The organism is Streptomyces venezuelae, assembly GCF_008642335.1.
Lineage (GTDB): Bacteria > Actinomycetota > Actinomycetes > Streptomycetales > Streptomycetaceae > Streptomyces > Streptomyces venezuelae_F.
Window position 1 is genome coordinate 7,935,424 of the sequence record NZ_CP029191.1, and the last position, 21,877, is coordinate 7,957,300.

A 21,877-nucleotide genomic window follows, 5' to 3' on the forward strand; every position below is an offset into this window, starting at 1 on the left:
CGTCCGGGAGCGGCTCGCTGTTCGCTCCTCGCCGAACGGCCCCCGCGGCCCGTCGTGCCGGGGCGACCCCTCGCATAGGCTGCCTGGATGAGCATTCTGGATGACGCCCGCCCGGGCATGAACCCCGAGATCCGGCCGCAGGACGATCTCTTCGGCCACGTCAACGGCGTCTGGCTGGACACCGCGAAGATTCCCGACGACCGCTCCAGCTGGGGCCCCTTCGTGGAGCTGGCCGACACCGCGGAGCAACAGGTCAAGACGATCATCCAGGAGCTGGCCGACGAGGTCGCGGCCGGCCACGGCGAGATCTCCGAGGACGCCCGGAAGATCGCCGCGCTGTACGCCTCCTTCATGGACGAGGAGACCATCGCCGCCCGCGGCCTCGCCCCGGCCAAGCCCTTGATCGACGAGGCCCTTGCCGTGTCGGACACCCGGGAGCTCGCGGCCTTCATCGGCCGCTTCGAGCGGATCGGCGGCTCCGGTCTCTTCGGCGCGTACGTCGACACGGACGACCGCGACTCCGACCGCTACCTCTTCAACATCCTCCAGGGCGGACTCGGCCTCCCCGACGAGTCGTACTACCGCGAGGACAAGTTCGCCGAGATCCGCGAGAAGTACGTCGCGTACCTCACCGAGCTCCTCACCCTCGGCAAGCACGCCGACCCGGCCGCGGCCGCGCGGACCGTCCTCGAACTGGAGACGAGGCTCGCCGCGGGCCACTGGGAGCGCGCCGAGACCCGCGACGTCCTCAAGACGTACAACCTCACCACCGTCGACGAGCTCACCGCGCTGGCGCCGGAGTTCGACTGGCGCGGCTACGCCGCCGCGCTCGGCGGCTCGGACGCCACCATCGCGGAGACCTGCGTCCGCCAGCCGTCCTACCTCACCCACCTCTCCGGGCTCCTCGCCGAGGTGCCGATCGAGCAGTGGCGTGACTGGCTGCTCACCCGCGTGCTGCGCGCCTGCTCGCCGTACCTCACGGACGAGTTCGTGCGGAACAACTTCGAGTTCTACGGCCGCACCCTCAACGGCACCCCGGAGATGCGGGCCCGCTGGAAGCGCGCCGTCGCGTTCGTGGAGGGCTCCATCGGCGAGGCCGTCGGCAAGCAGTACGTCGCGCGGCACTTCCCGCCGGCCTCCAAGGCCAAGATGGACGACCTCGTCGCCAACCTCCTGGAGGCCTACCGCCAGTCGATCGCCCGCCTGGACTGGATGACCGACGAGACGAAGGAGCGCGCGTACGAGAAGCTCGCGACCTTCCGTCCCAAGATCGGCTACCCCGACACCTTCCGCGACTACTCCGCGCTCCAGGTCTCGCCCGACGACCTGCTCGGCAACGCGCAGGCCGCGGCCGCGTTCGAGTCCGACCGGGAGCTCGCCAAGATCGGTTCGCCGGTCGACCGCGACGAGTGGTTCATGCTGCCGCAGACGGTCAACGCGTACTACAACCCGGGCACCAACGAGATCTGCTTCCCCGCGGGCATCCTGCAGAAGCCGTTCTTCTCGCCCGACGCCGACCCGGCGGAGAACTACGGCGGCATCGGCGCGGTCATCGGCCACGAGATCGGCCACGGCTTCGACGACCAGGGCGCGCAGTACGACGGCGCGGGCAACCTCAACGACTGGTGGACCGCCGACGACAAGACGGCGTTCGAGGCGAAGTCGAAGGCGCTCGTCAAGCAGTACGACGCCTTCTCGCCCCGCAATCTCCCCGGCGAGTTCGTCAACGGCTCGCTCACCGTCGGCGAGAACATCGGCGACCTCGGCGGCCTGACCATCGGGCACACCGCCTACCTGATCTCCCTCGACGGGGCGCCGGTGCCCGAGAGCGACGGCATGACCGGCTCGCAGCGGCTCTTCAAGAACTGGGCGTACTGCTGGCGGACCAAGCGCCGCAAGGAGCAGGAGCAGCAGTACCTCACGATCGACCCGCACTCGCCGCCGGAGTTCCGCGCCAACATCGTCCGCAACCTCGACGAGTTCCACGAGGCGTTCGGCACGGTCGAGGGCGACGGACTGTGGCTGGACCCGTCGGAGCGCGTCCGGATCTGGTGAAACCGGGACCGAAGTCCCTCAGCCGATGAACGGCCCGGCCGCCGCCACGAACGCGGCCGGGTCGTCCAGCCACGGGAAGTGCGCGGCGCCGGGCTGCACCACCAGCTCGGCGCCCGGGAACAGCTTCGCGAGCTCGGCCATCGCGGGCGGCGGCGAGTTCAGGTCGGCCTCCCCGGCGAGCATGAGCACCGGGCACTCCAGCCGGGCGAGCGCGGCCCGCGTGCCCTCCGGGTCGTAGGCGCCCTCGGCACCGAACGCCGCGGCCGCCTCGTCGTTGCGCTGCCCGTCCTCGGCGGCCCGATGGGCCTGCGCCGCCTCGTCCCAGCGGCCGTAGGCGAACGGCGCGATCGCCTCGAAGGCCTCGGCCGTCGCCCGGCCGCCCACGATCTCCTCCAGCGCGGCGAACGCCGCCGGGAACCACGGCTCGTCCCGGCGCAGCAGCGCCGTCGCGCGCCGCACGGAGCCGTCGACCGCGATTCCGACGGCCAGCACGCTCGGCGTGATCAGCGCGAGCCTGCCGACGCGCTCCGGGTGCCGGGCCGCGTAGAGCACGGCGAGATTCGTGCCCCCGGAGTGCGCGAGCAGATCCAGCGCCTCCATACCGAGGTGCACGCGCAACGCCTCCACGTCGGCCACGAGACGGTCGCAGCGGTACGAGGAGCGGTCCTCCGGCACGGCGGAGCGGCCCGTGCCGCGCAGATCCAGCAGGAGCAGCGGCCGCCGCGCGGCAAGACCTCCGAGGTCCCCGAGGTACGCGGAATCCTGCATGGGTCCGCCCGGCAGACAGACCACGGGGGTGCCCCCTCCGTCCCCGACGACGCGGTAGGCGAGCTCGGTTCCGTCGGGTGCGGCAAAGGTCGGCATGGCCGTGACCATGTCAGCAGCGCAGGCCCGGAGCAAATCGATTACCGGGTCTTTCGCGCCACTCGAGGCAGGGCCTAAGTCCCCGAGGTCTGTGCGGAAGGTCCCGGTACGCGGCCTTCCGTTTGCGGAACCACAGCCGGGACCGCAGATACCGGGTGAAAAGAGAGCGTTGTGCAAAGGGACATCGATATGGACAGAGGCCGCGAGCGGCAGGCCCGGGGCGAGGCGTCGGAGCCGGTCGTGAACGGCCGGGACAGGACGGGCCGACGCGTGTGGATCGGCGACGGTTCGACGCGCAGGGCCGGCGGTACCCGCCTGATCCCGACCGGCGCCCGCAAGCCGGCGCTGTCCGGCGGAAGCCTGCCGCCGACCTTGGGGAAGGCCCGCGGCGCACCCTGTTGGCTGAGCCTCGCCTCGCGGGACATCCGGGCCGCCGAGGAGTTCTACAGCCGGGTGCTCGGCTGGTGCCACGTGCCGCTGCTCGGCTCGCCGCGCCGCCCGCGCTCCCTCGCCCTGCAGGCCGGCAAGCCGGTCGGCACCCTCAGTGAGACCGCGTCCGACCTGGGCATCTACGCGGGCTGGATGCCGTACTTCGCCGTCGAGGACGTCGACGTCACGGTGGCGCGGCTCCATGAGCGCGGCGCCACCGTCGCGGTCGGCCCGCTGGCGACCGGCGCCGGGCGTGTCGTGGTGGCCGCGGGTCCCGACGACGCCGTGTTCGGACTGCGCGAACAGGCCCCCGACGAGCGATGGACGGTGGGCGAGGGGCCCGTCGCCCGGCTCGAACTGCTCACGCGGGACATCTTCGCCGCCGCGCTCTTCTACGGCGGCGCGCTCAACTGGGCGGACTCCTCCTGTGACTGCTGCGAGGTGGAGTACGTCGACGGGCAGATCCTGGTCCGCGACGGGCTGCGCACCGTCGCGGCGCTGCGGGACGGCACACCGCCGGGCCTCGAGGGCCGCCACCGCTGGCACGCCTGCTTCCGCGTGGCCGACGTCGACTCGGCCGCGGCCGCCGCCGTGGGCTGGGGCGGCCGGGTGATCACCCCGCCCCAGGGGCCGCCGCACCGGCGCGAGGCCGTCCTCGCGGACCGCGAAGGCATCCCCTTCACGGTGGTGGCGAGCTGAGTCCGCGCACCGGGACGCCGGGCAGCCGAGTCATGGAAGTCGAAAACGTGGAGAACCAGACGATGTTTCTTCGGCAGAAGGGTGTCGCAGATGCCATCGACGACGCCGTCGAGCCGATACGGCGGACGCGGGACGAGATCGTGGGGCTGCCCCGCGTCGTGGAAGCCGACCAGGTCGCACCGAAGGACGCCCGCGAGCTGTCGAAGCTCTTCTTCGACCGGCTCAAGACCCTGGAGGAGGGATCGTCCGACTACCTGTACGCGCGCAACACCCTGATCGAGATGAACCTCTCCCTGGTCCACTACGTGGCCGGCCGGTTCCGCAACCGCGGCAACGGTCAGCTGGAGGACATCGTCCAGGTCGGGACGGTCGGGCTGATCAAGGCGATCGACCGGTTCGACACGAGCCGCGGCTTCGAGTTCGTGTCGTTCGCCGTCCCCTGCATCCTCGGCGAGATCAAGCGCCACTTCCGTGACACCAGCTGGGCCGTCCACGTGCCCCGCAGGCTCAAGGAGCTCCGCACCGAACTGGTCAAATCCCGTGAGCAGCTGTTCGCCGCACTCGGCCGCGAGCCGACCGTCCGTGAACTCGCGGAGGATTTGTCCGTGACCGAGGAGCAGGTCCTCGAGGTGATCGTGGCCGCCAACGGCTACGCCGCCGGCTCCCTCGACTCCCAGCACGGCGGGAGCGAGGACGGCACCACCCACAAGAACAACCGCTCGCTCGCCGACGTCATGGGGGAGCCGGACCCGGCCATGGAGGTCATCGAGAACATCCACGCCCTGGCCCCGCTCCTCGCGGAACTCGACGAACGGGAACGCCGCATCATCGAGATGCGCTTCGGCCAGGAGATGACGCAGGCGGAGATCGGCAGCGTCATGGGCATCTCGCAGATGCATGTGTCACGCCTGCTGGCGAAGACCCTGGCCCGGCTGCGGACGGGGATGCTCGCGCACGAGTAGGGCGGACGGCGCGTGCCGGGTGCGCCCGTCCCACAGGTGCGCCCGGCAGGTCCCCCGCCGACGGCAGCGGTTCACGGACAAGTCGTTCATGGGCAAGTCGTTCATGGGCAAGTCACCGAAAGGTAACTGGTCTGGCCTCGTTACCTCATCAAGGGCGCCTAGCGTCACGGGAGTTCACGCCGGGCAGCACGCACCCCAGGCCCGGCCATAGGCAAGGACCCGGACCCCGTGAGACGTATCCCTTTCGTGATCGCCGTCGCGTCCCTGACGCTGCTGCTCCCGACTGCTGCCCACGCCACCGCCCCGCCCTCCCCGCCCGCCCCGCCGTCCTTCGGCACGGCCGGCGGCCGCTACGAACGGCCCGTCAGCCTGGCCCTGCGAGCCGAGCGCGGCGCCACGATCCGCTACACCCTGGACGGCACGACGCCCACCCGCGCGGACCGCGTCCTCGTGCCGGGGCGGGCGCTGCGCCTCACCAAGGACACCAACGTCACCGCCGTCGCGTTCCGCGGTGGCCGGTCGAGCGTCCCGGTGTCGGCCGGCTATCTCGTCCGGGGGAAGGAGAAGCCCGTCGCACGTCTCGTCGTCATGTCCGACGTGCACATCGGGAGCCATGAGAAGAGCGACAAAAAATACGAGAGCTTCTTCGACACGATCGGGTCGGTCTTCCCCGAGCCGGACGCGATCCTCTCCAACGGCGACATGATCAACGACAACGGCGACGGCCGCGGCGGCGACCACCGCATCGTCTCCGAGATCTTCCGCGCCAACCTGGAGCGGAAGGGCATGGACGGCACGCAGGTGCTGCTCTCCCACGGCAACCACGACGCGAGCCTCGCCGACATGCGCGCCCACTACCCGCGCGCCTGGTTCCCCGACTCGGGCGGCGGCTACTACGAGTCGACCGTGCGCGGCCTGCACCTGTTCACCGTGAACACGGAGACGTACGACTCGGACCGCGCGCAGCGCGCCTGGCTCAAGAAGCGGCTCGCCGAGATCGCCGCGGACCCGGCGAACGTCCGCACCCCGGTCCTCGTGCAGGGCCACCGGCCCGCCCCCGGCACCGCGATGGACGGCCAGCAGGCCTCGAACCCCCGGCTCACCGAGGATCTCGCCGCCCACCCGCAGGTCATCTACTTCTCCGGCCACTCGCACCTGAACATCAACGACGAACGCTCCGTCCACCAGCGCGACTTCACCGCCGTCAACGACGGCTCGATGTCGTACGTCGAGATGGACCACGGCTACCAGGCGATCACGGAGAAGGGCCTCGCGGACCGCTTCGAGGCGCCGACCGCGCAGGCCCTCTTCGTGGAGGTGTACCGCGACCGCACGGAGATCGCCCGCGTCAACATGGCCGCCGACAAGCACGACATCTACACCGGCGGCAAGTGGTCGGCCGACTGGCAGCCCCCGTACGCCAGCGCCGGCACCCTCGCAGGGCCGGCCTGGACCGTACGCCTCAAGGGCAGCAGCCCGCAGCAGATCAAGGACGCCTTCACCTACACCGACGCCCGACGCAACACGACCGCGCCGAAGTTCACGGGCCGCCGCCCGCTCGCCCTCGTCGACGGCGGCCGGACCCTGCGCGTCCGGCAGGCCCGCGACGACCAGATGGTGCACCACTACCGCGTCGACATCGAGAACACGGCGACCGGCACGAAGCTGCTCTCGTCGAAGGTCCTCTCCGAGTACTACTTCATGCCGCGCCCCAACTCCCTGGACATCCCCCTGCCCGCCACGGAAAAGGGTGCGCGGTATGCGGCACGGGTGCGGGCGGTCGACGCGCACGGCAACGCGTCACGGGAGACGACGCTCCGGTTCAGAGGCTGAGAGCCTGTGTCATAACCCCGGCCGGGTGGTCGCCGTCTGGCACGCACTCCCCCCAAGGCCTTAAAGGCCAGGGGGGACCCCCATGCCGCGTTGCCGAACCGCCCAGGTAGCTCCTCCCCCAGGCCTGAAGGGCCCGGGGGGACCCCCACCCAGGACGCTCCGGCGCCTTGCGATCGCACGCACCAGACGACGCCCACTGATCCGACCGGGGTTATGGCACAGGCTCTGAGTCCGGCGCCGCGAGGGGAACCCCGAGGGGGCGGGCGAGGCCGACGATGCCTTCGTCGAGCCGCTGCAGGTGCCGCAGCACGCGGAACGCCACCGAACCGGTCCGCAGCACCTCGTGGCGGCCGCTGTCGAGCATCGAGGCGATGCTCGACCCGGACTCGATGACGCCGTCGGGCTCCTCGTCGCGCACCTGAGCGGCGATCAGGTCGATGTTGTGCGTGATGCGGCGCCCGGCGAGCGCGAGGCGCGCGTCGGCCGCGACGCTCTTGCTGGAGGGCACCAGCTCGGCCGTCGCCGCCAGCGAACGGGCGTGATAGGCGCAGGTCTCCAGGAGCGCGACGATGTAGCGGGCCGTCTGCCTGCGGGCCCGCAGCGGAGCGATCGGGTGGGTCAGCGGCTTCGTGGACCTGCGCAGGTCGTCCAGCGCGGTGTCCAGGTCCCGCGCCAGGTCCACGAGGTCGACGGCGGGCCCGCCACTGAGCTGCGACACGGCCGCCGACACGACGTCCCGCAGCCGCGCGAGGACATTGCCGAGCTCCTCGTCGGTGCGGTGCGACGTCCGCACCGGAAGGACCAGGACCGCCGCGATGATGCCGCAGGCCGCGCCGAGCGCCGTCTCCTCGATCCGCAGCACGAGGACGTCGAGGCTGTAGGTGTTGAGCAGGGTGTAGAGCAGGCCCAGCATCGCCGTGACGAAGAACGACATCATCGCGTAGGAGAGCGGCGCGGTGAAGAACATGCCGAAGACGCAGAGCACCACAAGGGCGAACGCCGCCCACGTGTGGTTGCCGACGGCGCCGGCCAGCGCCACCCCGGCCACCACACCGAGCACCGTGCCGACCAGGCGCCGGTAGCCCTTGACCATGATCTCGCCCGTGGACGCCGTGTTGAGGAAGACGACCCAGCACGTCAGCACCGCCCAGTACCACCGCTGCGTGGACAGGAACTCGCCGCCGACGATGGCGAGCGCGGACCCGACGGCGACCTGCACGGCCGCCCGGGTGGTGGGCCGCCGCAGCCCGGTCTGCTCCTCCTCCGCCTCCGCGGCCTCACCGGATATCGAGATCTCCTCGGCCTCGAACTCCTCGCGCGACCGCATGACTTCCGGGCTGTCGTACTCCTCGTCCGACGCCCCGTCGGTCGCAAGCCGAAGACCCAGGATGGCGCGCGCCGCCTCACCGACCGCACGGAAACAGTCCTGGATCGCCGGGGAACCCTGCGGCAGGCCCTGCTCCTCGCGGTAGCCGAGCAGCCTGTTGCGCACGTACGGCAGTGCCGTACCGCGGTCGTCGGGCACCAGCCGCACCACGAGCAGGTGCAGGGCGCGCAGGTCCCTGCGCAGGGCGGTGCCCGCGTCGGGCCCGATGCGGCCGCGCCGCGTGCGGGGGACGGGGGCGCTCGGCAGGTGCAGGGTGAGCGTCTCCACGCGCTCCGCGCTGCGGGCGTTGAGGAGCAGCACGCCGAGACGCTCCGCGGCGATCTCCGCGTCGGCCACCCTGCGTTGCAGCAGCGCGGCCGCCGCCGCGTCGCGCGAGCCCTCCTCAAGGCGGCCCTGGATCATCAGCGCGGCCTCGTGCAGCCGTGCGGTGCTGCGCCGCAGGTCGTCCAGGACCTTCTCCGGGCCCTCGCCGGAGTCGGCGTCCGCGTCGAGGAGTTCGATCTGGTGGGCGATGAGCTGGGCGAGCCGCGCCCGGAACGCCTCGCGCAGCCGCGCCAGGGTGCGCTCCGGGGTCTCCGGCACCACGGCGAACCGCACCACCGCGCTGCACGCGAAGGCGATGGTCAGCGTCAGGTAGAGCGTGGGCAGCGCCGACGTCGACGCGTTGACGAAGAGCGAGACGAAGTAGACCTGGAAGCCGATGAGCCCGAGCGCGGTGCCGCGGTCGCCGAATCTGCGGCAGTAGACGGCCCCGAAGATCAGGACGATGAAGAACAGGTCCCCGGTCACCACGCGGGAGTTGAGCAGCGCCCCCAGCGATATGGCCGCGAGCGCGACCGGCAGTCCGAGCGCCAGGGTGATGGCCTGGCCCCGCACCTCCTTCTCCTGGATCGCGAACGTGGCGACCATCGCCGTCATCGCGCCCGCGACGAGGTGCGTCACCGACGTGCCGAGCGGCGCAAGCACGGCGAGCGCGAGGAGGATCGCCCCGACCGTCCGCAGTCCCGCCATGAGCCGCAGGAGCCCGGGGTCGGATGCCGAGTAGCGGTCCCAGATGCCCTTCGCCGTCCGTCGTACCACTGCCATCGTGTCGCCCGTACTCCCCGTCGCTCGCTCGGTGCCTCCCGGTGATCCCCAGCATCGCACGATGTCGTTTCGGGAGGTCAAGGGCGGTGGGGCGGGCTGGCGAAGGGTGTGCGCCGACAGTCGAGTAGGGTTTCGCTCCCACACTTGAGGAGGCACCGTGGCGCCGATGGACCGCATGTCGCACAGGACCCGGGCATGACGGCGCGCGTGGCGGTGGGCGACACCGTCGAGGACTTTACGCTGCCGGACGAGACCGGCACCGAGCGGCGGCTCTCGGAACTCCTCCAGGACGGCCCGGTGGTGCTGTTCTTCTACCCGGCCGCCCTCACCCCCGGCTGTACGGCGGAGGCCTGTCACTTCCGTGACCTCGCCGCCGAATTCGGTGCCGCGGGGGCGCGGCCCGTGGGCATCAGCGGCGACCAGGTCGACCGGCAGCGCGAGTTCACGGAACGTCACACCTTGGGCTTCCCCCTGCTCGCGGACCCCGAGGGCGTGGTGCGCGGCCGGTTCGGCGTGACCCGCGGCTTCTCACTGGCGCCCACCAAACGGGTCACGTTCGTCATCGGCAAGGACCGCACGGTCGCCGAGGTGGTCCGCAGCGAGTTCCGGATGAGCGCCCACGCAGACCGTGCACTGGCGGCGGTGCGGCGCCTGGCGGCCGGCTGACCACTGATCGCGCAGGTGAGCCGCGTCTCACCTGGCCTGCGCCGCTTGTCTATGCAACGAGTTGCATAGAAGGATTCGGGCATGGCGCTCGAGCACGCGATCCTCGTCTCCCTGCTGGAGAAGCCGGGCTCCGGATACGAACTCGCCCGGCGGTTCGACCGGTCCATCGGCTACTTCTGGGCAGCCACCCACCAGCAGATCTACCGCGTCCTCAAACGCATGGAGGGCGACGGCTGGATCGACGTCCGCGAGGTGGTCCAGCAGGACCGGCCGGACAAGAAGGAGTACTCCGTCGCCCCGGACGGCCGTGCCGCGCTCTCCCAGTGGCTGCACGAGCCGATCGAGCCCGAGAGCGTCCGGCACGAGCTCGCCGTGAAGATCCGCGGCGCGGCGTTCGACGATCCGGTCGCGCTGATCCATGAGGTGGAGCGGCACCGCCAGGCCCACGCCGACCGCCTCGCGCACTACCTCGCGGGCGAGCGGCGCGACTTCACGGGGCCCGACGCACCGGCCCGCGCGGCCCTCGACGCCGGACAAGAGCTCCAGCACGTCGTGCTGCGCGGCGGCATCGCGTACGAACGGATGACGCTGGCCTGGCTCGACGACGTGCTCGCCACCCTCCACCGCCTCAACCCCGAGCGCTGAGCGCGCTCCACGTACCTCCTGGAAAGGCGAACCGCCATGGCCGACCCGCTGCTGTTCAACCCGAACACCTACGACCCGACCCACTTCGACCCCGAGACCCGCAGGCTGCTGCGCGCGACCGTCGACTGGTTCGAGGCGCGCGGCAAGCGCAAGTTGATCGAGGACTACCGCACCCGCGCCTGGCTCGCCGATTTCCTGGAGTTCTCCGCCAAGGAAGGGCTGTTCGCGACCTTCCTCACCCCGGCGTCCGCGGCGGGGGAGGAGCAGGGCGACAAGCGCTGGGACACCGCCCGCATCGCCGCCCTCAACGAGATCTTCGGCTTCTACGGCCTCGACTACTGGTACGCCTGGCAGGTCACGATCCTCGGCCTCGGCCCGGTCTGGCAGAGCGACAACGCCGCTGCCCGCACCCGCGCCGCCGAACTCCTCGACCAGGGAGAAGTGTTCGCCTTCGGCCTCTCCGAGAAGAGCCACGGCGCCGACATCTACTCCACCGACATGCTCCTGGAGCCGGACGGCGACGGCGGCTTCCGTGCCACCGGCTCCAAGTACTACATCGGCAACGGCAACGCCGCAGGGCTCGTCTCCGTCTTCGGCCGCCGCACCGACGTCGAGGGCCCGGACGGCTACGTCTTCTTCGCCGCCGACAGCCGCCACGACGCGTACCACCTGGTCAAGAACGTCGTCGACTCGTCGAAGTACGTGAGCGAGTTCCGCCTGGAGAACTACCCGGTCGGCCCCGACGACGTGCTGCACACCGGCCGCGCCGCCTTCGACGCCGCCCTCAACACCGTCAACGTCGGCAAGTTCAACCTCTGCACCGCCTCGATCGGCATCTGCGAGCACGCGATGTACGAGGCGGTCACCCACGCCCACAACCGCATCCTCTACGGGCGCCCCGTCACCGCCTTCCCGCACGTGCGCCGCGAGCTGACCGACGCCTACGTCCGCCTCGTCGGGATGAAGCTCTTCAGCGACCGCGCCGTCGACTACTTCCGCTCGGCCGGCCCCGACGACCGCCGCTACCTCCTCTTCAACCCCATGACGAAGATGAAGGTGACCACGGAGGGCGAGAAGGTCATCGACCTCATGTGGGACGTCATCGCGGCCAAGGGCTTCGAGAAGGACAACTACTTCGCGCAGGCGGCCGTCGAGATCCGCGGCCTGCCCAAGCTGGAGGGCACGGTCCACGTCAACCTCGCGCTGATCCTCAAGTTCATGGGCAACCACCTCCTGAACCCCGCCGAGTACGCGCCCGTGCCGACCCGTCTCGACGCGGCCGACGACGACTTCCTCTTCCGGCAGGGCCCGGCCCGCGGCCTCGGCGCGATCCGCTTCCACGACTGGCGCACCGCCTTCGACGCGTACGCCGAGCTGCCCAACGTCGCCCGCTTCCGCGAGCAGGCCGACGCCCTCCGCACGTTCGTCACCACCGCCGCCCCCGACGAGCGGCAGAGCCGCGACCTCGACCTGCTCCTCGCCGTCGGCCAGCTCTTCGCGCTGGTCGTGCACGGCCAGCTGATCCTGGAGCAGGCGCGCCTGACCGGCCTGGACGAGGACGTGCTCGACGAGCTCTTCGCCGTCCTCGTACGCGACTTCTCCGCGCACGCCGTCGAGCTGCACGGCAAGGACTCCGCCACCGAGGACCAGCAGACGTGGGCGCTCGGCGCGGTCCGCCGTCCGGTCGTCGACGACGCCCGTTCGGCGCGTGTCTGGGAGCGCGTCGAGGCGCTGGCGGGGACGTACGAGATGGCGCCGTAGCGGGCGGCGGTCACGGGGTGAGGCCGCGCATGCCCTTGTAGGGGACGGGCCGGCCGGTCAGCGCGTCGAGCACGACGCGGTCGCCGACCGGCCGTTCCAGTTCCACGGTCACCCGCTGCATCTGCGCCTGACTGGTGCAGAGACTGCCGTCGTCGTTCCGGTTCCTGACGGAGGGGAGCAGCACGACGCTCCCGTCGGTTTCGAGCGGCTTCACGATCGCTCCGTCGTCGCAGGCGCCGTGGAGGGCGATCACGGTCACCGCCCGTCCGTCCGGGGCTGTCCCCACGAGCCGGTCGAGCGGGAGGCCGGGGAGCTCGCGCGCCCAGCCGATCGGCGGGCGGGGGGACTTCGACGGGAGGACCGCGGCCTGCTTCAGGGGCGCGGTGTACCCGTCCAGGGTGTACAGCCAGGCCGGGACCGTCGCCGGTCCGCGGCTGGTGGCCACGCGCATCTCACCCCGCGCCACCCCGGTGACCGTGAGGTGTGGCTCTCCCGCACGCGCGGCCCGGTGGACCGCGAGGGTTCTGTACGACTCGTCCGCCCCCACGAGCGGCCGCGCGAGCACCGGCTCGCCGGGCCACCTCACCCAGCCGCCCCTGGGCCCGGGATCCGGCAACTTGCCCCGCAGGACGAAGCGCCCGTCCTCGAAGGCCCGCTCGTCGGCCCGACCGTGCAACCCGCCCCGCGGCGGCTGGACCGTCTCCCCGGCGGGGTGATACCCGGTGCGCCAGGCGGTGGCCGCCGCGGAACCGTCCCAGGCCTTCGCGACCGTCCGGGCACGGTCCGCGAGGGCGGCGCCGTCCACACCGTCGCCGAGAGCCTCCTCGCTGCCGCACCCGGGGGCTGTCACCAGGACCGCGCCGGACACGGCGACCGCGGCGAGTACGCGGAACGGACGGGCGAGCATGTGACCTCCTGAGGGGAGCCCTGACGTGGCCGTTCCTGTGACGCGGCGGGCACGGGAAACGTTCACCGTGTCGGAGGGATGTCGGTGAGGTGTCGGTGACCACTGACACCGTGGACCTCACCGTTCCGCGCCACCGAGGGAGCCCACCGCCATGTCGCCCACGTCCTCCAGCACGCCCCCGCCCCCGCCCTGGAACGTCCAGAGCCTGCCGCGCGCCGACGGCAGCGTCTTCCTGATCACCGGCGGCAACGCCGGCATCGGGTACTTCGTCGCGGAGCAGCTGGCGTCGACCGGTGCGACCGTCGTGCTCGGCAGCCGCAGCCCGGCCAAGGCCGGGGCCGCACTGGAGTCGATCCGCGCGCGGGTCCCCGGCGCACGGGTCCGAGCCGTACGCCTCGACCTCGCCGACCTCGCGTCGCTGCCGTCGGCCGTGGAGTCCCTGTCGGTGGACCGCCTCGACGCGGTGGTGCACAACGCGGGCGTCGCGCTCGACGATCCGCCGCGCCAGGAGACCGGCGACGGCCACGAGCTCATGTTCGGCACGAATCACCTCGGGCACTTCGCGTTGACCCGGTGGCTGATGCCGCTCCTGTCGGCGGCACCTGCGGCCCGCGTCGTGACCATGGGGAGCTTCGCGGCGAAGTCCGAGCGGCTCGACCTCGACGACCTGCAGTCCCACAAGGACTACCGCGCCAAGCGCACGTACGGCCGCTCCAAGCTGGCCCAGATGTACTTCGGCATCGAGCTCGACCGCCGGCTGCGCGTCACCGGCAGCCCTGTCACGAGCGTGGTCGCCCACCCCGGCGGCGCCCTCGACTCCCTCACCCCGTCACGGCCGCCGGTCCACACGCGCACGACCGGTGCGCGGCTCGGCGCGGCCCCCGCGGCCCTCCTCGTCCAGGGCAAGGACGCCGGGGCGTGGCCCGCGGTCCGCGCCGTGCTCGACCCGGCCGTGCGGGGCGGCGAGTTGTGGGGCCCGCGCGTCTTCGGCCTGCGCGGGGAGCCGCGACGCGAAGCGGTGTGGGATCACCTCACCGATCCCTCATCGGCGGCGCGGCTGTGGGACGCGAGCTGCGAACTGACCCGCGTCTCCTGGGAATGGCCGAGGTAACGGGCAGGTCGAACGGTCAGGTCAGAGGAAGCTGACGTTCTGGGCGAGGGAGAGCCGGCTCGAATAGTTGATCGTGTTCGTGGCCGACCGCATGTACGCGCGCCACGCGTCGGAGCCCGACTCACGGCCGCCGCCCGTCTCCTTCTCGCCCCCGAACGCGCCGCCGATCTCCGCCCCGGACGTCCCGATGTTCACGTTGGCGATGCCGCAGTCGGAGCCCTCGGCGGACAGGAAACGCTCCGCCTCCTGCTGGTCGCACGTGAAGATGCTCGACGAGAGGCCCTGGGGCACGTCGTTGTGGAGGGCGATGGCCTCGTCGAAGGTGTCGTACGTCATGACGTAGAGAAGCGGCGCGAACGTCTCCTCGCGGACCACGTCCGTCTGCCGCCCGACGCGCACCACCGCCGGTTCCACGTACGCGGCGTGCGGCGCCGACGGCGCCGCGCAACGGGCACCTCCCGCCAGCACCTCGCCGCCCTCGCCCCGCACCCGGTCCAGCGCGCTCCGCATCTCCGCGAGCGCCCGTGCGGAGATCAGCGGGCCGACCAGTGTCGCCCGGTCGAAGGGGTCGCCGATGGGCAGCTTCCGGTAGGCGGAGGTGAGGCGGCCCACGAGCGTCTCCGCGATGTCGTGGTGCACGATGAGGCGCCGCAGCGTCGTGCAGCGCTGCCCCGCGGTGCCGACCGCCGCGAACACGATGCCCTGCACGGCGAGGTCCAGGTCGGCGGAGGGGGCGACGACCGCCGCGTTGTTGCCGCCGAGTTCGAGCAGGGAGCGGCCGAAGCGGGCGGCGACGCGCGGGCCGACCTCGCGGCCCATGCGGGTCGACCCGGTGGCGCTGACCAGCGCGACCCGCGGATCGTCCACGAGCCGCTCACCGACGGCCCGGTCGCCGAGCAGGAGCCGGTGCACGTCACGGGGTGCGCCCACGTCGGCGGCGGCTCGGGCCAGGAGCCGGTCGCAGGCCAGGGAGATCAGCGGGGTCAGTTCGGAGGGCTTCCACACCACGGTGTCGCCGCAGGCCAGGGCGACGGCGGTGTTCCACGACCACACCGCGGCCGGGAAGTTGAACGCGGAGATGACGCCGACGACACCGAGCGGATGCCAGGTCTCCGCCAGGCGGTGCCCCGGACGCTCGGAGGCGATGGTGCGCCCGTAGAGCTGCCGGGACAGGCCGACGGCGAAGTCGCAGATGTCGATCATCTCCTGCACCTCGCCGAGCGCCTCGGAGCGGATCTTGCCCGCCTCGATGGTGATCAGGTCCGCGAGGTCGTCCTTGTGGTCGCGCAGCAGGTCACCGAGGCGCCGGACCAGGTCGCCGCGGCGCGGGGCCGGAGTGGTCCGCCAGTCGAGGAAGGCGGCACGGGCCGCCGCGAGCGCCTCCTCGGTCCCCGCGGGACCGGTCGCGGCCAGGCCGAAGAGGTCCTCGCCGGTGATGGGGGTACGGGCCCGCAGACCGTTGCCCTCGGGGACGGTGACGCCGACGCGGTCGAGCGCGGTACGGGCGCGGGCGCGCAGCTCGTCGGTGGCGGGCAGGGCGATGCCGGTCATGACGCTCCCTGGGGACGTGGTGCGCGGGTGGGACGCAGTGCGCGGGGGAGGAGGGCGAGGGAGCGGTCCCGCTGCCGCTCGTACAGCGCGAAGGGGTCGAGGACCTCGCGGCCCATGGCCTCGGAGAGCGTGTCGACGCCGTACGCACTGCCCTCCTCCCTGTCACTGTTCCTGGAACCCGTGTCGCTGAGGTTGGACTGGAAGATGCCGGCGGCCGACCGGGGCAGGAAGTCCTCGTACACGATCGGTTCGGCCCGCAGCCAGCCTCCGTCCAGGAGCCCGCCGAGGTCGGCGGGCGGGCGCCCGCCGACCTCGGGCCGGTCGGGGACGGCGTGGTACGTGAAGAACCCGAGGCCCCGCGCGGCGAGTTCGTGTTCGGTGGCAGGCAGGTGCTCGGCCCACACGGCGCGGGCCACGGCGTTCCGCTCGGCGGTCGGGCGGGACGCGGCCCGTTCGTCGACGAGGCCGAGCAGCCGGTCGTAGAGGACGCGGCCCTCGCGGGTCAGGGCGATGCCCCGCGCCTCGACCTCGCCGAACCGCACCCGCAGATGGCCGCGCCGCACGCTGCCGTCCGCCGCCCGCATCGCGCGCGGCTCGGCGAGCGCGCGGAACGAGGTCTGGCGCAGCAGCACGTCAGGCCCCGCCCAGCAGGGCGGCCCCTGAATGGTGTCGATCATCTCGATGCCGCGTTCGGTCATGCGCCGGTAGAGCTCGTCGATGTCCAGGACGCGCGGGGTGAGGTGGTTGATGTGGGTGCTGCGGACGCCGCCGATGTCCGCGGCGACGGCGGAGACGCGCTCCAACGACGCGTACCACTCCTCGTCGATGGGCTCGGCCGACAACTCGAAGGCACCAACGGCGAGTTCGAGGAACCGCTCGGCGTCCGCCTCGGACAGTTCCCGCTCCGCCTCCGCCCGGTCGGCCAGCGCGAGCAGCTCCGGCGGGAACAGCTCGCGGCCCGCGAGGAACGTGTCGAGGCGGGAACGCAGGCCGTCGTCGAAGAAGCGGGCGTCGGCCACGGTGAGCAGGGACGTGAAGACCCGGAACGGGTTGCGGGCCAGCTCCTCCTCGGCCACCGGCCGGAACGCCGTCGACACGATGGGGAGGGCACTGGCCGGGGTGTCGCGCAGGTCGTAGAAGCCGACCGGGTGCATGCCCAGAGCGCCGAACACGCGGGCGACCTGGTGCAGTTCCCGCGGAGTGCCGACGCGGATGGCGCCGTGCCGTTCGGCGGTGACGCGGCCGATGGAGCCGAGGCGCTCGGCTTCGGTGCCGCGTTTGCGCAGCACGTCCTCGTTGACCTCACGGGAGACGTCCACCAGCTTCGTGTACGCGGGGACCTCACGCCCGTACATCCGCGAGAGCCGTTCGGCGAACCCGGCGCGCAGCCGCCACTGCTTGATCATCGACATGTCGTCCTTTCGCCGTCCTCGCCGCTTTCGGGGTTCCTCGGCCTCACACCACGTGGGCTTCCGGGCGGCCCCTCGCGGACCCCGTGCGGAAGCGGTGCACGCCGAGCGGCTCGACGTCGACGCACGGCCGCCGCCCCAGGTACAGGTCGCGGACGATCTCGCCCACCGCGGGGGCCTGGAGGAAGCCGTGGCCGGAGAAGCCGGTGGCGTAGAGGAAGTTGCCGGGTGCGTCGGAGCGGCCGATCAGCGCGTTGTGGTCGGGCGTGACCTCGTACAGGCCCGCCCAGCCACCCGCCGTCTCCATCTCCGCGAGAGCGGGCGCCCGTTGCCGCACCGCGGCACGGAACAGCTCCAGCCAGCCGGGCGTCCACGTGGTGTCGAAGCCCTCCGGCTGGCCGGGGTCGGCGAGACCCCACAGCAACCCGTCGTCACTGTTGTGGAAGTACGCCGACGACGCGAAGTCGATCGTGAACGGGATGCGCGGCGCGGCGGGCACCAGCGGCACCGTGAAGGCGAGCTGGCGGCGGAGCGGCCGGACCGGCAGCTCGACGCCCGCCATGGCGCCGATCCGCGCCGACCACGCCCCGGCGGCACAGACGACCGCCGAGCAGGAGACCGGCCCGCGGTCGGTGTGGACGACCGTGACGCGGTCACCGGTCACGTCCATGCCGGTGACCGCGGTGCCGGTGGCGAACACGGCGCCGGCCCGCGCCGCGGCACGCGCGTACCCGCGCACGACGAGCGCGGGGCGTGCGTGCCCGTCCTCGGGCGAGTACGCGGCCGCCGTCAGACCGTCGGTGATCAGATAGGGGCAGAGCGCTCGCGCCTCCGAAGGACCGAGCAGGCGGCTGGGCACGCCGAGGGCGTTCTGGGTCCGCACCCCGGCCTCGAAGTCGGCCACCTGGGCCTGGTCGGTGAGCAGGAAGAGGTAGCCGACGGTGTCGAGGCCGACGTCCGCGCCGGGCCGGTGCGGAAAGTCCCGGAAGGCGCGCAGACTGCGCAGGCCGAGCTCGATGTTGAGCGGATCGGAGAACTGCGCCCGCACCCCGCCGATCGGCTTCCCCGAGCTCCCGCCGCCGAGTTCGCCGCGCTCGACGACGAGGATGTCGCGTACGCCCGCCTCGGCGAGGTGGAACGCGATGCTCGTACCCATCACCCCGCCCCCGATGATCACGACGTCGGTGGTGGAGGGGACGGCGCGGCGGACGGACGCGGAGGCGGACACGGACGCGGGCGGTGAGGAGGCCAAGAGGCCGCTCCTTTCCAGGCTGCGGCCTGGACTGTCGCTCAACAGCACTGGACAGCACACTGCTCGCCCATGGTGCAGCACGCCGCGCGACGGCGTCCATGAGGCGTATCCGCGCCGCCCCCGCCCGGATCACGACGCCCCCTCAGTCCGCCAGCGCGCGCCGCAGCACCTCCCCGAGCCGGGCGATCTGCCGCTGGGACACGTCGGCGGACAGGATGGCCTGTGAGCCGTGGAAGGTGCCCGGCCACTGGTGCAGCTCGACCGACACCCCGGCCTGCAACAGCCGCACCGCGTAGGCGATGTCCTCGTCCCGGTTCGGATCGAACTCCGCCGTGGCGACGTACGCGGGCGGCAGGCCCGACAGGTCGGTGGCCCGGGACGGGGCCGCGTACTGCGTGGCGGGCCGGGACCCGAGGTAGTGCCGCCACGAAGCGGCCACGTTGGCGCGGGTGGCCCACGGCGTATCGGTGAAGTTCCGTGCGGACCACGTCTCCATGCGGTCGTCGAGGGACGCCTCGTTGAGCAGCTGGAAACAGATCGGCGGCCCGTCGTGGTCGCGGGCCCACAACGCCACCGCCGCCGCGAGGTTGCCGCCGGAACTGTGGCCGCCGACGGCGATCCGCGCCGGGTCGACACCGAGTTCGGCGGCGTGCTCCGCCGTCCACTCCAGGGCGGCGTACGCGTCCTCCAGGGCGGCCGGAAACCGGTGCTCCGGGGCCAGCCGGTATCCCACCGAGACCACCACGGCCCCCGCCGCGGCCGCGACCCGTCCGGCCCACGGATGCTCGGTGTCCAGACTGCCCATGATCCGCGCACCCCCGTGCATCCACACGACGGCGCCCCGCGCCCCCTGCGGCCGGTAGATCCGCACCGGCACCTCCGGATCGGCGGGCACCCTGCGGTCCTCGATCTCCATGCCCGTCGTGTCCGGCCCCGGCTTCGACGCGGCGTACGCGGAGTACCGCTCGCGCGCGGCGGCCGGGTCGTCGAGGTCCTGGCGCGGAAGCAGCGGGACGAACGCTTCGAGTTCGGGATCCATGGCGGCGATCCTCACAGCAGCGGCCCGTGCTGTCACCCGCCGACTGTCGGGCACCCGTGCCCGATCACGCGCCGATCGGCGCTCCCCGCGCCGACGCCGACGGACCTATCCTCCTCTGCATGGAAGCACTGGCCGTCCGGCTGTCGGGACTCGATCCGCACGTCGAGGGCGCGATCCGCGTCGTCACGTTCTACGACACGCTGATGCGCCGCCGCGTCGACCTCGCCGCGCTCGCCAGGGCCTCGGCGGGCCTGGCCGAGTGCGTGGTCGGGGTGCGGCTCGGCGGCACCGGGCGCGCGATCCGCCTCTCGCCCGAGGGAATGGACGCGTCCGGCCCGCAGGCGCCGGCCTCCAGCACCGCGCCCGTCACCCTCGACGACGAGGAGATCGGCACGGTGTGGCTGGAGCGCCCCGGGCCGCCGAACCCGCTGGACGAGGTGCTCCTGGACCGGCTCGCCATCGCCGCCGCGGCGGCCGTCGAGCGGTACGGCCCGGCCCGCACCACCATGGCCGACCCCGCCCTGGTCGAACTCGCCATCAGCGCGGACAGCGAGGAGGCCGCACGGGCGCGTGCCCTGCGGCTCCTCGGCTTCGCCGCCGACCTGCCGGTCCGCGTCGTCGCCGTACGCGCGCGGCTGCCGCTCGACCGGATCGGCGGCCTGATCTGCCCGGCCCGCCCGGTGAAGGCGGCGCCGCTCGCCGGCGTGGGCGTGCTTTTGGCCACCACCGTCGACCGGAGCGCGTTCCCTGCGGGCGTACGCGCGGGGATCGGTGCCGCGGGAAGCCCCGACCGGTCGTGGCGTGAGGCGCGTACGGCCCTGCGCTTCGCCACCGCCGGCCGCCCGGTCGTGCCGTACGACGAACTCGGGGCGCTGGCCCTGCTCGCGCAGGTTCCGCAGGACGCCGTACGGGACAACCCCGACGTCGCCGCCGTCGCGGCCCTCGCCGACGATCCGGAAGGACTGGAGACCCTGGACGCCTACTGCTCCACCGGCTCTCTGCGCCGGGCCGCGGACCTCCTTCACCTGCACCACAGCAGCGTCGCCCGGCGGATCGAACACCTCGGGAAGGGCATGGACATCGACCTGACCGGGCCCTCCGGGCTGATCAGGGCGAGGCTCGCGCTCACCGCGTGGCGGCTGCTCGACGACTGAACGACCCGTCGGCCGCCGTGGACGGCGCTCCCGCCCTCGGCCCGGAGGCACCGCCTCCGCGCCGCCCCTCCACCCGCCGCCACACCGCGAACCCGGCCATGGCGACCAGCAGATACACCGGTACGAGGAGTTCCACGTCCGGGGACGACAGATGCACGGACCAGCCCGCGTCGCGCTCGTCCCCCTCGAACACGACCCGGTTGACGGTCAGGAAGGCCAGATGCGCCCCGATGCCCGCGCACAGCGGGGCGCGCCGCACCGCGGTGCGGGCCGTCACGAGCATCAGGCCGAAGAAGGTCAGCAGGATCAGGTAGTCGACCGGGTCCTGCCCGCCCGGCGCGAGACCGACGGGCCCGGCGTCACCACCGACCAGGGGTGCGACCCCGGCCTCCACCACGGTCGACAGGCCGGGCACCACCAGGAACACGGCCGTCGTGCCGAGCGCGGACACGAATCCGCCGAACCGGCCGCGCAGCGCGGTCCACGTCTGCCCGCGCAGCGTCGTCTCCTCGGGCAGCGCCTCCAGGAGCAGGGCGACCACACCGTTCGTCACCAGGAACCCGGCCAGCTCGGGCACGTCAGGGCGCGACCAGCTCAGCAGCCCGGCGGCCGTCGCCGCCCCCAGCACGAGCGCCGCGGCGCCGACCGTGACCCCGGCGCCGACGCACAGGGCCCGCAGATTCCCGCCCGGGCCACCGAAGCCGATGTCCCGCAGGGACCCGCCGCGGCGGCGTAGCGCGAGCACGACGAGCGGCACCGCCACCGCGCTGACCAGCACGGCGGGAACGATCCGCGCCGCGAAACCGGTGAGGCCGAGCCCGTCGGCGAGCACCGGCCCCACCGCCGTGCCCGCGCCGAGCGCCACGCCCATGATGAGGCCGCCGCCGAGTGCCCGTCCCAGAACCACTGTCACCACTCCTCGATGCCGGTCGCCGCCGCTCGTCATCGCTCGCGGCGAGGGGTACTCACCATCGTGGGCGCCAAAACGATCACGGGAGTCCTGACGGTGGAGGAGATCGCCGTACATCTTTCGATGCAGATGTAGAGGCAGCCGCAGGTCACACCGG

General features: G+C 72.4%; 17 protein-coding genes. 9 read left to right on the top strand and 8 right to left on the bottom strand.

The features are described 5' to 3' along the window. Positions 1-87 precede the first annotated feature (87 nt). On the top strand, positions 88-2,055 hold the full coding sequence (locus DEJ49_RS35375) for a M13 family metallopeptidase (protein WP_150187883.1): 1,968 nt from the start codon (positions 88-90) through the stop codon (positions 2,053-2,055). 18 nt (positions 2,056-2,073) lie between these two features. Here the strand turns inward: DEJ49_RS35375 and DEJ49_RS35380 are convergent, their stop codons facing one another. Continuing rightward, the gene (locus tag DEJ49_RS35380) at positions 2,074-2,919 is read right to left on the bottom strand and encodes an alpha/beta fold hydrolase (protein ID WP_150187884.1); all 846 of its coding nucleotides are present in this window, start codon (positions 2,917-2,919) and stop codon (positions 2,074-2,076) included. Between the two features lie 189 nt (positions 2,920-3,108). On the opposite strand from DEJ49_RS35380, the gene DEJ49_RS35385 reads away from it, so the two are divergent. The 3 genes from DEJ49_RS35385 (at position 3,109) to DEJ49_RS35395 (ending at position 6,842) form a co-directional block, all read left to right on the top strand. After that, positions 3,109-4,047 (top strand): VOC family protein, encoded by a 939-nt coding sequence (locus DEJ49_RS35385; protein ID WP_150187885.1) that lies wholly within the window; start codon positions 3,109-3,111, stop codon positions 4,045-4,047. Between the two features lie 32 nt (positions 4,048-4,079). Further along, complete coding sequence (locus DEJ49_RS35390; protein WP_223833137.1) at positions 4,080-5,009, top strand: SigB/SigF/SigG family RNA polymerase sigma factor; 930 nt, start codon at positions 4,080-4,082, stop codon at positions 5,007-5,009. A 228-nt stretch (positions 5,010-5,237) separates the two neighbouring features. Beyond that, complete coding sequence (locus DEJ49_RS35395) at positions 5,238-6,842, top strand: metallophosphoesterase (RefSeq protein ID WP_223833138.1); 1,605 nt, start codon at positions 5,238-5,240, stop codon at positions 6,840-6,842. Positions 6,843-7,053: 211 nt separating this feature from the next. On the opposite strand, the gene DEJ49_RS35400 is transcribed toward DEJ49_RS35395, so the two are convergent. Further along, complete coding sequence (locus tag DEJ49_RS35400; protein WP_223833139.1) at positions 7,054-9,315, bottom strand: FUSC family protein; 2,262 nt, start codon at positions 9,313-9,315, stop codon at positions 7,054-7,056. A 195-nt stretch (positions 9,316-9,510) separates the two neighbouring features. Between DEJ49_RS35400 and DEJ49_RS35405 the strand changes: the two genes are divergently transcribed. From DEJ49_RS35405 to DEJ49_RS35415, 3 genes are all read left to right on the top strand, one after another. Beyond that, entirely contained in the window at positions 9,511-9,981 is a 471-nt protein-coding gene (locus DEJ49_RS35405; RefSeq protein ID WP_150187887.1) for a peroxiredoxin, read from the top strand. Between the two features lie 81 nt (positions 9,982-10,062). Next, entirely contained in the window at positions 10,063-10,626 is a 564-nt protein-coding gene (locus tag DEJ49_RS35410) for a PadR family transcriptional regulator (RefSeq protein WP_150187888.1), read from the top strand. A 36-nt stretch (positions 10,627-10,662) separates the two neighbouring features. After that, positions 10,663-12,387 carry an acyl-CoA dehydrogenase family protein gene (locus DEJ49_RS35415; protein WP_150187889.1) on the top strand — a complete coding sequence of 575 codons (1,725 nt, stop codon included), beginning with the start codon at positions 10,663-10,665 and terminating at the stop codon, positions 12,385-12,387. A 10-nt stretch (positions 12,388-12,397) separates the two neighbouring features. Here DEJ49_RS35415 and DEJ49_RS35420 read toward each other — a convergent pair whose 3' ends face one another. After that, positions 12,398-13,294, bottom strand: a complete 897-nt coding sequence (locus DEJ49_RS35420) for a hypothetical protein (protein ID WP_150187890.1) — start codon at positions 13,292-13,294, stop codon at positions 12,398-12,400. Positions 13,295-13,445: 151 nt separating this feature from the next. On the opposite strand from DEJ49_RS35420, the gene DEJ49_RS35425 reads away from it, so the two are divergent. Beyond that, the gene (locus tag DEJ49_RS35425; RefSeq protein WP_150187891.1) at positions 13,446-14,405 is read left to right on the top strand and encodes an SDR family NAD(P)-dependent oxidoreductase; all 960 of its coding nucleotides are present in this window, start codon (positions 13,446-13,448) and stop codon (positions 14,403-14,405) included. A 21-nt stretch (positions 14,406-14,426) separates the two neighbouring features. Here the strand turns inward: DEJ49_RS35425 and DEJ49_RS35430 are convergent, their stop codons facing one another. The 4 genes from DEJ49_RS35430 to DEJ49_RS35445 form a co-directional block, all read right to left on the bottom strand. Further along, positions 14,427-15,956 (bottom strand): aldehyde dehydrogenase family protein, encoded by a 1,530-nt coding sequence (locus DEJ49_RS35430; protein WP_150187892.1) that lies wholly within the window; start codon positions 15,954-15,956, stop codon positions 14,427-14,429. After that, positions 15,953-17,362: a 2-oxoadipate dioxygenase/decarboxylase family protein gene (locus DEJ49_RS35435; RefSeq protein ID WP_150188708.1), complete on the bottom strand. Its 1,410-nt coding sequence runs from the start codon at positions 17,360-17,362 to the stop codon at positions 15,953-15,955. Before DEJ49_RS35435 ends, DEJ49_RS35430 begins: the two co-directional genes overlap by 4 nt. A gap of 49 nt (positions 17,363-17,411) precedes the next feature. Next, complete coding sequence (locus DEJ49_RS35440) at positions 17,412-18,617, bottom strand: NAD(P)/FAD-dependent oxidoreductase (RefSeq protein ID WP_150187893.1); 1,206 nt, start codon at positions 18,615-18,617, stop codon at positions 17,412-17,414. Positions 18,618-18,759: 142 nt separating this feature from the next. Further along, entirely contained in the window at positions 18,760-19,656 is an 897-nt protein-coding gene (locus DEJ49_RS35445; protein ID WP_150187894.1) for an alpha/beta hydrolase, read from the bottom strand. Positions 19,657-19,775: 119 nt separating this feature from the next. Here DEJ49_RS35445 and DEJ49_RS35450 point away from each other — a divergent pair, with 119 nt between their 5' ends. Beyond that, positions 19,776-20,810, top strand: a complete 1,035-nt coding sequence (locus DEJ49_RS35450; RefSeq protein WP_150187895.1) for a helix-turn-helix domain-containing protein — start codon at positions 19,776-19,778, stop codon at positions 20,808-20,810. Here DEJ49_RS35450 and DEJ49_RS35455 read toward each other — a convergent pair. Beyond that, positions 20,782-21,723: a hypothetical protein gene (locus DEJ49_RS35455; protein WP_150187896.1), complete on the bottom strand. Its 942-nt coding sequence runs from the start codon at positions 21,721-21,723 to the stop codon at positions 20,782-20,784. The two genes, DEJ49_RS35450 and DEJ49_RS35455, sit on opposite strands and share 29 nt — an antisense overlap. Positions 21,724-21,877: the final 154 nt, after the last annotated feature.